Origin of the sequence: Legionella septentrionalis (assembly GCF_003989745.1) — a bacterium.
Lineage (GTDB): Bacteria > Pseudomonadota > Gammaproteobacteria > Legionellales > Legionellaceae > Legionella_A > Legionella_A septentrionalis.
This window is the reverse complement of sequence record NZ_RZGS01000030.1, coordinates 19749-30659: the sequence shown is the minus strand read 5'-3', so window position 1 is coordinate 30659 and position 10911 is coordinate 19749. Positions and strand designations below refer to the sequence as shown.

The window sequence follows — 10911 nt, the reverse complement described above, 5'->3', positions numbered from 1 at the left end:
GGGCATCATCATACTATCAAAGCTCCTATCGCGGGAGAGGGGGTAGATCGAAGTGAAATAGAAAAATTTGTGCTCAATTTAAGATGAAATCTTGGCTAAAAAACTTTAGGGACGTTGCCTAATAATGTGTAAAAAATGTATATCCGCTTGACAAGCTCTCATGCTCCTGTTTCAATCAATGCTAATCTCATAGTTTATAAAACGTAGGATGAATAACAAGCTTGTTATGCTTTTTTTGGCATGCACCATACTTGCCGGTTGCGCTACTGCCTCTTATAAAAAGCCACCTTATAATGAACCAAGCGACGATGCCACGATTAAACTAGCAGAGGCTGCCAATTCCGTTAGTGATTCGATGCTGGAAATGGCACGCATTGAAAAAACCATTTTGCCGGCAAACAAAGATAACACGCTTACTATTCCTAATGCTTTTAATTTACAAGCCCGTGCAACTGTAGATTGGTCTGGTCCCATCCAAGAACTGACAGCGCGCGTAGCTAAAGCCGCACACTACCGCTTGCGTGTTTTAGGCAGAGAACCGGCCATCCCCGTGTTGATCAGCCTCAATGCTAAAGACCAAAGTTTAGCTGAAATTTTGCGCGATATAGATTATCAAGCTGGAAAAAAAGCCAGTATTTACGTTTATCCTAATAGCCAGGTTGTTGAATTGCGTTATGCCAAACTTTACTCATAGTCTCCCGGTCATCCTGGCAGGATTACTGATGGCCTGCTCTTCGCAAACCTCCATGCAAGCGGGAAATACAGATTCCCTTGCTGGCTTGCAGGCTATGGCTGCCGCAGGCAAAAAAGGTGCTCTTACCCGTTCCAGACCCGGCATGGGTAAAATTAGAGAAATGGCTTTACGGGAAACTGCTTTGAGTTTAGGGGCACAATCCGGATTGGCTTGGCGTGCAAAATTCATCGACGAGGAACTCACTCGCGAAGCCCGCAATCTCGACGCTATTTTCGATTTTAATTCACTTATCCTCCCCCACAATATTTTACCTCCCGTGCTTTTAGAGGGCAGAAATACTTTGAATTTGGCTGACACACAAACCATTCGTATTTCCGATAGAACATATAAAGTCGCGAAACAAGCACGATTTGTAACTACTCCTCCCAACTGGCGTCAATATTTATGGATGGATTATAAAAAACCCGATTATCCTGACGTAACACTTTTACCAAAAACAAAGGAAGAGCGAATTGTTTGGATGCAATGCGTGGAAAAAGGCTGGAAAGATGGCGTTGAACAAGCCAATGTCATTTTGGAAGAAAGCATTGCCCGCATTAAAGAAGATTTCAATGGTATGATTCTTTATCGGAAATTGCTGGCCATGAATATGGTGTCAGCGCCTTTTGTATCGCACACTGACCTTGGCGTAACCGGTGACGGCGCAGAAATCCATATTGACGACAGGGTGTTGCGTATAACGGCTCTGCCGGCATTGAATACAAACAGCAAAGAATGGCGCGCCGCTGTTGCCAAAGATGAAGATGCCCTTGAACAATTCCGACACATGGAAAAATTGGTAAAAGGAGCTAAAATTACTGTAACCAGTAAAGCTTGGCAACCTGTTATTGCGCCGATCCCTGAATAACCGAGAAATACTTATTTTAATTAGGATTTCCAGAGTACTTCTAGAAAACCTAATTTCTTGGTGAGCATCCAGTTGTATGAAGCACTAGAAGCATCAGATCCTCTTGCACTAAGTACGGCGTCGCGCATTATACTTGGGCAAGCTTAATCATGTGAGGAATGAAGCTTGGATACTAAGATAACACAAACTAATTTAATGCCAGATGAACCCACCCGTTTCACCCCTGGTTTCATGGATAAAATGCTTGAGCATGCCGAAAGGCTTAATGCGTCTGACATTACCATTCAAACCGGCGAACCCATTTATGCTGAGGTTTATGGGCGTTTGCTTAAATTAACCAATCGTCGCCTCTCGAATACGGAACTCGGCGATTTAATCAACTCCATATATGGCCCCAATGCCACCACGCAATTACTCTCAGGGGTAGACATTGATACTCATTATGAATTCCGCCCAAACCGAGGGGTTCGTTACCGCTATCGCGTCAATGCTACTGCCTGTCTGGTAGAAGGCCATGATGCCATACAAATTACATTGCGTACCATTCCAACAACGCCTCCAAAAATTGAAACCATGGGATTGCCCGATCACATCCTGGAAGCCATTGAACCGCAAGAGGGAATTGTATTCATTACCGGCGCGACCGGCTCCGGTAAGTCTACACTGCTTGCCTCAATTATCCGCAGCCTCATTGAAAAAGAAGATTCCCACCGTAAAGTGCTAACTTATGAAGCACCCATCGAATTTGTTTATGATGAAATTGAAACCACCTCGGCTGTCGTCAGTCAATCGGAAGTGCCTCGACATATCCCTACATTCGCGGAAGGAGTTCGCAATGCTTTACGACGCAAGCCACGCTTAATCATGGTAGGTGAATGCCGTGACGCAGAAACTATAAGCGCTGCTTTAGAAGCAGCGCTTACCGGGCATCCCGTGTATACCACCTTGCACACGTCTGGCGTAGCAGAAACGATGCGCCGCCTGGTAACCTCATTTTCCGGAGAAGAGCGCATAGGGCGCACCATTGATATTTTGGAAACCATCCGCTTATGCATCTGGCAGAAACTTGTGCCTACGGTAGACGGCAAACGGGTGGCTTTGCGTGAATATTTAGTATTCGATGAAGAAACAAGGGATATTCTTTTGGAAAGCGATCCGAATGAAGTAACCAATGTCACGCGTAAATTGGTGCGCCAAAAAGGCCATCTGATGACGGTAGATGCTACGGAAAAATTTCAACAAGGCCTAATTAGCGAGCGCGTATACAAACTGATTATTGCCGGAACCAAAGAATACGCAAAATCTTTTTCGTAAGCCGGTGCATGCAGCTTATTGGGCTTGTCGGGCTTAGCCCGGTGCAACTGTACCGCTACTGCTTGCCGAAGCACTCGCCTCACCACTAGTTCCAGCACCGCTGCTCGTACTAGTGCTGCTACTTGTACTAGTATTGCTGCTGGTACTGGTGTTTCCGGACGTATTCCCGCCTGAATTGCCCACTTGGCCAGAATCATCCTGTGATTGTTGTTGCTGCTGACTTTCTGGCTGGTTTTCAGCCTTAATAGAACCGCCACCAGAACCTTCGTATGCTTCCCGAAGCTTCCCGGCACCTTTTGCAGCATAACCTGAGAGCGCTTTCTCACCAGCAGCCTTGGCACCTTGCACTTTTTCACCTTCGCGTTCTACTTTACCTTTAACTTCTTCACCCCATTGCGCAGCTTCTTGGCCTATGCTTTCGGGTTGTCCGCCGATCCAGCGCAGTACCTTATCCGGAAGATAAGAAATTAATGAGAAGGAACGTTGCACAATGACCAGATATAGCGATGTATAAATAAGAATCGAGAAAAAGTAGGCAAAAACAGCTGCCCAACTGCTATACCCGCCCGAAATAACTCCTGCTTGCGTCGGCACTGGCGTTAAATTTATATTTAAGCCGCGCGCCAAATCAAAGGAGCTCCCTGTACCTGGCAGCTCATAGGCATTTGTATCCCCTTTAAATAAACTTTGGAAAGCATCTCCGATGGTACCTGCTTTGCTACCGAATTCAGCGCCACCTTGCATGAATGCTACCGCATTATCAAATCCTGCATTCAATATCCACACCCCCACATACGATAAGGCGATACCGGCAATATAACCAATAATCATCATGGACGGTCTTAAAAAAACGTTCATTAAAATCATGATGGCCTGCTCGCCCTTACCAAAGGCTTCATGCCCTTCAGGATGTGTCACGCCAAGAGCAACGATAGGAGCCGCCACCATGGCTTCAATAACTGAAATCAACCAAGCTATCGAACCAAACGTAAATATTATGTAGGGCAATACGGGAACATAATAAGCAGTGACAAAACCCACTAATACCATGATACTGGTCCAAGCCATTAATAAGGGCATGGAGAGAGCGATGATCACCATGATGGCAATTCCAAAACCGGGTATTAAAATAGTGGCTATTGAAAGCTCCAATAAAAGCAACCAAAGTTGTGAAGAAAAATTAATGTAGTAAGTACCCATATTGGCCAGTGCTACAATCGGGTTAACCCCGGGTGCGGAAATAATTGCAATGCCCTCCCTAAAAATCGCAGCCATTCCCTGGAGAGGGATCAATAGGAAAGCCATGATGATTTGTTCAATCATTTGGTTAAAGAAACTCAAGAAAAGGTTATAGATTAAGCGGAACAGGATGTTATAAAACAAGTTTCCTAACATTTCTCCAACGCAGATCGTAATAAAACCAATTTTTATTCCACCACAATCAAAATTAGACCATGGCAACTGGAATGGCTCAGGATGAATAGTGGTTTTCATGGTAGAGGCAAAGCTTAATGGCTTTTGCCCAGGCTGGCCAGGTAATTGGATAATCGTGGAATTGTTTGTAAAGCCATAAACGGTTGAAGAAGCCAGACCATCGGTAACAGCGCGAGTTTTCCCTGGGCTTAAGTCTTGCGCATTAATGGCAGGAACTGAGCCACCGCCTGTAATTAAATATACCACTGGCTGTACCTTGGTGACGTCCCCACCAAATAACTCACACATAAACATTTGGTAAGTCTCGGTACCCGTGCACTGCTTGCCCGTGCCGAATGCATTAGTAAGCATGCTCACATTGAACTTGCTTTTCTCAAGCCCCGTATTTTCATCAAACAAAGAAGAGCCGGTCGTTGCAGCTTGGTTTAAATTAACCAAATTAAAAAAGTAACTTCCCGCCATGATCCATCCTTGCGCGGAAGCTTTTTGTATGAAAGCCCGGCTGGCATTTGCAGCCCCTACATTTCCTGCCTGCCTCAGCAAATTTAAAGCGGGCAGCATGATGCCATTGTAATCAGCTAACGCACCCTGGAATTCTGTGCCATTAAATAAAGCGCCAGTCGTCGTGCCGGAAGAAGATCCCCAGGCTGTGCACCCTTGCTCCCTCGTATCCACGCAAACTTTTCCAGATCGATTTTTTGGCACGCCAAATTGTTGTTGGGCAATGGGGGAAAAATAGTTAGCATCTTTAGGAGGAGCTCTTCCTGATAATGCCGGATTATTATTGATCATCACTTGAGCAACCAAGGAAAGATCGATATACAATTGCTGGATGGCGATAGCGCGCGACATTTTTGCCGTGTTGACGTCTTCTGTGCCAATAGTACTTATTCTTTTAATGTTATCGGTGTTGAAGGTAGCCCAGGAAATCTCACCACACACACCATTTAATTTTGCATAGATACCACTGCTAAAATTAGGCATGGTAACTGTGTATGGCCCCGTCTCACTATTTGATTGTACGGAAATGATGTTGACGGTATTCATGAAATCCGGGACGGCTGAACTGCAAAAAGCTTGCATGTCAGCCGATGACGGTTCATAGCAAGGGCCCGTTTTATCCTGTTTTTGCCGTAAATAAATTTGGCGCTGATTTTCTAATTGCTTTTGCAGCCCAAGCATGCACACTTGGCCGGCCAAGATGGTTTGCGCAGCACCGCTTACTCCCATATTACCGGAAGCGATCAAACCGCGGGTCGGATCTTGTTGCGCTTGGATAATCACTCCACCCCGGTTTAAATAATTTAAAGCCGCATTCCAAACTTTATCTGCAGCACCGACGCCTTGCACAATAATCCACATTACAAAAATCTGCATCAAGCAATAACCGGATGCTTTGGGGATTAATAAAGCCAAACCTATTGTTGTTCTGATAGGAACCCAGAGAGAAGACCACTTCTGCCCTAAAAATTGGCCTTCGTGAGCGGTGTTCATCGTAGAAACTAACAGCGTATACATAATGATGATGCCGCCAATAGCCAGCACGGCTGCGTTGAACACTGCAAACATGCTGCCCATGATTTGGCTGCCTGTTCCATGCAATACGCCATCCACCACGCCAAAAATATTACCCAGAAAAATTACAGAATAGTCGCCGGGAGGTGGGGTAAACCCCAGGGTATTATCCGCAGCGAAAGCTAGGAAAGGACATAATGCAAGCAATAAGCTGAATATAAATCTAATCATTATTTTCACCCATTATGCCCTGTCTAAACCATTCATTTAGGGTGCACCCTAATTTCCGCTTTTTAATTTGAAAGTACCAAAAGTGATAGCGAAAGGCTAAGACTGCTGCAATTAACATGACGATGAAACTGAGCAAGAAAGCGAGGACATTAAAAAATATAAGTTGGTAAACCGCATAAAGAAATAAAAAAATTGCGATGGCAAACATAAGCACGCTTAGGCGGAACAACCCATTTTGCCTAGCCAGCAACTCGCTTTCGGTTAAACGCAACCGTGCCTTTGCGGCTTCGAACGATTCGCTGCGCCGCCCGCGTTGCGGGATAAATAACTTACGAAATCCAGCGGCTAGGTATTGTGTAAATCCTTTTATGCGCTCCCAGTCAGCCCATCTGCGAATATTAAAAATTCGTTTTATGACCGAAGCCGTTCGCGAGCCAAATTTTTTCTTCATAAGAATTTACTCTTAAGAGCGTTATTTTCTTACTATATTATACCCATTTATAAATCCGCAATGACTCCGCACTTTTGTAAAAACGGTAAAAAAAGAGTAAAAAAATTAAAAGAAGCAGTTTTTTTATGCGCTTTTTGCGAAATTTTAACTTTTTCTGCGTAGACTTTTCTTTTTCACCTTTTATATTATATAAATACTATATGTTTGAATTGTTTATCCCGCAAGAGAAACGATGCCTGATTTAAGTCATAAAGCTTCCGCCCAATATTGGCACGAATACGTTGATCCCATGATTTATCGCGTTGTTACTTTTATGGAAAGCGTTGAAGATTGGACTTTGGATGGCGACCCTAAGCTTGAAGAAGCACTCACACAACTTGGAAAAGAACTGGATGATATAGAAGCTGTGGACATGAACATGCTTGGCCATGAGAACAAATTCATCCGGCTGGTTGGCAATATTAAATCCGGACGTGGTCTTAGGCTACTGCAGGCTATTGATACCGTTCACCCGGGGAGTGCTTCCAAAATCCTTATCTACGCAGAAGAACACAGCTTGTCAAGTACAGATCCCGCCGGCTTTTTTCTTAAAAGAAATATCATTTTTGAACGATTACGTTTACTGTCCCGGGTATTTTCTGAATATCGACTTAAACTCGTAGCGCGTGCTTTTGAAGGGGAAGAATAATGAACGCTATTTCGCGTCTAGCTGTATCTGGTTTACTGTTCGCAGCAATTTTGCCGGCAACTGCACAAAATTATGACTCCTATTATGGGGAAGAAAGCAGTCGTAATCTAAAAGAACTTATAAAAATGTTCGAAACACTGGGTAAATACTTAGGCTTTGACTTAAAGCAGGAAGCGCCCTCTAGCATTGAAACGGCAAAAGAAGCGCTTGCGAAAACCCGCTCCAGAACAGATAATGCTTTTGCAGTAAGTTTCATGGTGGGTGCCATCCCTGTCAATGCATTCAGCAGTGCCTTGGCTTTTTTTGTACCCAATAACTCAGCGCTGCAAGCTTTTAACCGGCTCGCGAATCAAACGTTTAACTTACAAAATTATCAAAGCGAAAGCGGACGGAAGGATGGCAAGGTATCTGTCAGTCCCCTTATCGACCAAAAAATCTACCAGACAGACCCAGTAAGTCAAAGCCTCCTCAATATTGTCGGCACCCCCAGTTATACTTATTGCATGGATGAGACTGAAACAGCAATATCCCCTGATTGTCAACTGCTTAGTGAATCGCAAGTATTAAGTAATGTAGTTGGAAGCCTGCCCAAGCCAAGAGACTTTTTTTCTTATGATTACAACCAGCGGTTTCTGGCGCAGTTAAACAGCAATTCTTTAATAGCACCTTTCCGCTATTCTGACGAAACCGCACCACCTTCTGGCAGCTCTGGAGGCGATAGCGGGCAAAGTCGAGGGCTGGAAGCCCAAACGCAAGCCCAGGTAGCCCAAAATTTTATTCGTTATGCCACGGGCTCGGTAAGCCCTATTCCCTTGCCGAAGCTTAGGGATTATACGGCTTTGTACAATCAAGCCGTAAAATTAGACCCAACTACCACAGAGGCAGCACAAAAACAGGCGCAAAGGATACTTACAACTTATCTAACGGACTTACGCGTTTATGCCGCGCAAACTTCCGTGGCATATGGAAATTTATATTCCATTTTGTCTAAAAGATTAACGCAAGACATGGGAGATAGAAATAACGCCACCAGCCAAGCACAAAGCGAATTTGAAATGGCCACCTGGCGGTTGTTCAAACCTGGCCAAGACGAAAATGAAGATTGGATTTATCAAATCAATAATGCACCTGATTCTGCCGTACAACGCCAAATAGCCATACTGCTAGCAGAAATTAATTATCAATTATATTTAAGCAGGCAACAGCAAGAGCGGTTATTGTTAACGAACAGCATCCTGTTACTGCAAAATGCACGGCAATTGCAACCAAGTTTAATCACTAACCCAAGCGTGCAGCAATAACCTCCATTGCCGGGGATAAACCATAGCCTTGTCTTTCGGCAAAGCTGCGGTACACAAGCGTATTTGCATACACTATCTACTCCGGTGCGTTACAAGCAAGAAGTCAAACGCTGCGGCGGCTATATCCCAACTGCGACAATACTTCATCTATTTTTTGAATCACTGCTTCTACCGGAATCAACTTCATGGTCCCATCACCGTGGACATGGGTTCCCCAAACGTTATCTTGTGGCGAAATTTTTAAAATTTTCTCCACCGCTTCGGTGTAAAAATCAACGGCAAGATTACGGTAAACATAAGGACCCGAGACATCCGCACTAGTCACTGCATGTAATGCGATCACCGGAGTGGATACGGCAGCAGCCATATGAGAGGGGCCTGTATCTGGACATAAAACCAAATCACACTGCTGGATAACGGCCAATAGCTGCTTGGGCTTGGTCTTACCTACCAGATCCGTAGCCTCGACTGCCTGCATGATAACATCGGCAATGACACGGTCTTCTGCACCTGGGCCACCAGTCAATACAACCTGCGCCTTCCAGGAGGTTTGCACGTATCTAATCACTTCAATATAGCGTTCGAGCGGCCAATTACGCTCCTGCTTACTGGCTGCCGGATTAAGCAATAAAATCGGGCCATTTTTTTGCGGAAGATGTGCTTGCGCCCATTGCTGGTGTTCCAGGGCAATCGGTAAATTCCATTGAATGACCTTTTGCTCAATCCCTAAAGCACTTGCAAATTTTAAAAATCCATCCAAGGTGTGATCATTTCCCGGGGTTATGGCTTCATGAATAAACCATCCATGCCCATCTTTGGCGCGCAGGCTATCATAACCTATTTTGCGTTTGGCTCGCACGAAAGGATATAGCAAGTTGGCACGAAAGCTGGCTTGTGCCGCCAGCAATACATCAAAATGCCTGCCACGCATTTTCTGTCTAAATTGCCAGTAATCGGCAAGCGTGTTGGGTTTATCGATGACAATAAATTCAACACCATCCATCCCCGCCACCAAGTCATATGCTGGACGCGAAATGATCCAGGTGAGTGCTGCATTGGGAAGACGGGCTTGTAAGGTGCGCACCAAGGGTACCAGCATTAATACATCCCCCAATGCGGAAAGACGCACGATGCAAATCGAATCAATCATGGGTAATTCGCTGAAAATCAATTAAAAAAAGCTAAGCTTATTCTTTATGTAGAACAAAACGCGCCCCGCAATAAGGGCAAACCTCAACACCCGTTCGTTCAATAGGTAAATAAACTTTAGGGTGGGCATTCCATAATTCCATTTTATCCGTAGGACAACTTAGCGGCAGTTCATGTGGATAAACAACATAGTTTTTTTCTGTACATGCTGGCTCTTTTTTTACTGGTTCAGACATTCATTTCTCCTAGATAAATTCAACATGCCATGCTAGTTGCCGGGCTATGAAATTTTGCGCTTATTATCCAGTATTTTCTTAATAATGACTATGATTTCGCCGAAAACGCCGGGATTTTCCGCAACACAGGTGAAACCCTCTGGCCAATGCCGCAACCAAGTCAATTGTCTTTTTGCCAGTTGCCGGGTAGCGGCAATCCCTTTCGCGCAAAAAGTGGGATAATCATATTCCCCTCTAAGATATAAAAATGCCTGGCGATAGCCCACGCTGCGTAAAGCGGGACAATCCAGAGTCAAGCTCCATTTGTCCAGTAATTGCCGCACTTCATCAAGAAAACCTGCATCTAACATATGGGTAAAACGCGTGGCAATGCGTTCATGTAGCCATTGCCTATTTTCAGGCATTAACATGAGATTGATAAATTGATAATCCGAGGCATGCATTTCTGCCTTTAAACATTCTGAAAGGGGCTTTGCCGTTATTGCATACACTTCCAAAGCCCGCTGTATACGCTGCGTATCATGTGCGTGAATCCTTTGTGCGGAGACTGGGTCTACCTTCTTAAGTAATTCATGCATATACGCCCAGCCGTGCTCCTGAGCTTGTGCTGAAAGTGTTTTCCGAATCGCATCATCCGCTTGTGGTAAAGCAGACAATCCTTGCTGCAAGGCACGGAAATACATCATGGTCCCCCCTACCAATAACGGGATGTTGCCTCTATCATAAATTTCGCTGCAGAGTTTCTCAACGTCATCGCAAAAATTCGCTGCTGAATAATGGTCAGGAGGATTAAGAATATCCAGCAAGTGATGGGGGGCTTGCGCTAAAATCTGAGCGTCGGGCTTGGCTGTGCCAATATCCATCTCACGATAGATTAAAGCGGAATCCACGCTAATGATTTCAAATGGAAATTGCTGTAACAACTTACATGCAATATCGGTTTTTCCAGAAGCAGTAGGCCCCATTAAACAAAAAACAAGTTTTGCCATTA

The 10911-nt window shown here is 44.6% G+C and carries 10 protein-coding genes; 5 read left to right on the top strand and 5 right to left on the bottom strand.

Annotated features, from left to right (window positions below; genetic code table 11):
- Window positions 1-226 precede the first annotated feature (226 nt).
- The 3 genes from dotD to dotB all read left to right on the top strand — a co-directional run bounded on the left by dotD (window position 227) and on the right by dotB (window position 2915).
- Complete coding sequence (gene dotD, locus ELY11_RS09590) at window positions 227-694, top strand: type IVB secretion system lipoprotein DotD (RefSeq protein ID WP_233579794.1); 468 nt, start codon at window positions 227-229, stop codon at window positions 692-694.
- Window positions 675-1601: a type IV secretion system DotC family protein gene (locus ELY11_RS09585; protein ID WP_126953344.1), complete on the top strand. Its 927-nt coding sequence runs from the start codon at window positions 675-677 to the stop codon at window positions 1599-1601. Before dotD ends, ELY11_RS09585 begins: the two co-directional genes overlap by 20 nt.
- A 195-nt stretch (window positions 1602-1796) precedes the next feature.
- On the top strand, window positions 1797-2915 hold the full coding sequence (dotB, locus tag ELY11_RS09580; protein WP_126953453.1) for a Dot/Icm type IV secretion system ATPase DotB: 1119 nt from the start codon (window positions 1797-1799) through the stop codon (window positions 2913-2915).
- 33 nt (window positions 2916-2948) lie between these two features.
- Here dotB and dotA read toward each other — a convergent pair whose 3' ends face one another.
- Both dotA and icmV read right to left on the bottom strand, forming a co-directional pair.
- Complete coding sequence (gene dotA, locus ELY11_RS09575; protein WP_126953345.1) at window positions 2949-6095, bottom strand: type IVB secretion system protein DotA; 3147 nt, start codon at window positions 6093-6095, stop codon at window positions 2949-2951.
- The gene (gene icmV / locus ELY11_RS09570) at window positions 6088-6546 is read right to left on the bottom strand and encodes a type IVB secretion system protein IcmV (protein ID WP_126953346.1); all 459 of its coding nucleotides are present in this window, start codon (window positions 6544-6546) and stop codon (window positions 6088-6090) included. The genes dotA and icmV overlap by 8 nt, the downstream gene beginning before the upstream one ends.
- 232 nt (window positions 6547-6778) lie before the next feature.
- On the opposite strand from icmV, the gene icmW reads away from it, so the two are divergent.
- Both icmW and icmX read left to right on the top strand, forming a co-directional pair.
- Window positions 6779-7234 carry a type IVB secretion system protein IcmW gene (icmW, locus tag ELY11_RS09565; protein WP_126953347.1) on the top strand — a complete coding sequence of 152 codons (456 nt, stop codon included), beginning with the start codon at window positions 6779-6781 and terminating at the stop codon, window positions 7232-7234.
- A complete protein-coding gene (icmX, locus tag ELY11_RS09560; RefSeq protein WP_127033268.1) occupies window positions 7234-8535 on the top strand; it encodes a type IVB secretion system protein IcmX in 1302 nt (433 codons plus the stop codon). The genes icmW and icmX overlap by 1 nt, the downstream gene beginning before the upstream one ends.
- A 103-nt stretch (window positions 8536-8638) precedes the next feature.
- Here the strand turns inward: icmX and ELY11_RS09555 are convergent, their stop codons facing one another.
- From ELY11_RS09555 to miaA, 3 genes are read right to left on the bottom strand one after another with little or no spacing between them, the layout of a single operon-like run.
- Window positions 8639-9685, bottom strand: coding sequence for a glycosyltransferase family 9 protein (locus ELY11_RS09555; RefSeq protein ID WP_127033266.1), 1047 nt, complete (start codon window positions 9683-9685; stop codon window positions 8639-8641).
- A gap of 37 nt (window positions 9686-9722) precedes the next feature.
- A complete protein-coding gene (locus tag ELY11_RS09550; protein WP_126953350.1) occupies window positions 9723-9920 on the bottom strand; it encodes a zinc-finger domain-containing protein in 198 nt (65 codons plus the stop codon).
- A gap of 44 nt (window positions 9921-9964) precedes the next feature.
- The gene (gene miaA / locus ELY11_RS09545) at window positions 9965-10909 is read right to left on the bottom strand and encodes a tRNA (adenosine(37)-N6)-dimethylallyltransferase MiaA (protein ID WP_127033264.1); all 945 of its coding nucleotides are present in this window, start codon (window positions 10907-10909) and stop codon (window positions 9965-9967) included.
- Between the last annotated feature and the right edge of the window lie 2 nt (window positions 10910-10911).

Coding starts and splice junctions, on each gene's coding strand:
- dotD (WP_233579794.1), top strand. CDS start 227: ATGCTTTTTTTGGCATGCACCATACTTGCCGGTTGCGCTACTGCCTCT.
- ELY11_RS09585 (WP_126953344.1), top strand. CDS start 675: ATGCCAAACTTTACTCATAGTCTCCCGGTCATCCTGGCAGGATTACTG.
- dotB (WP_126953453.1), top strand. CDS start 1,797: ATGCCAGATGAACCCACCCGTTTCACCCCTGGTTTCATGGATAAAATG.
- dotA (WP_126953345.1), bottom strand. CDS start 6,095: ATGATTAGATTTATATTCAGCTTATTGCTTGCATTATGTCCTTTCCTA.
- icmV (WP_126953346.1), bottom strand. CDS start 6,546: ATGAAGAAAAAATTTGGCTCGCGAACGGCTTCGGTCATAAAACGAATT.
- icmW (WP_126953347.1), top strand. CDS start 6,779: ATGCCTGATTTAAGTCATAAAGCTTCCGCCCAATATTGGCACGAATAC.
- icmX (WP_127033268.1), top strand. CDS start 7,234: ATGAACGCTATTTCGCGTCTAGCTGTATCTGGTTTACTGTTCGCAGCA.
- ELY11_RS09555 (WP_127033266.1), bottom strand. CDS start 9,685: ATGATTGATTCGATTTGCATCGTGCGTCTTTCCGCATTGGGGGATGTA.
- ELY11_RS09550 (WP_126953350.1), bottom strand. CDS start 9,920: ATGTCTGAACCAGTAAAAAAAGAGCCAGCATGTACAGAAAAAAACTAT.
- miaA (WP_127033264.1), bottom strand. CDS start 10,909: ATGGCAAAACTTGTTTTTTGTTTAATGGGGCCTACTGCTTCTGGAAAA.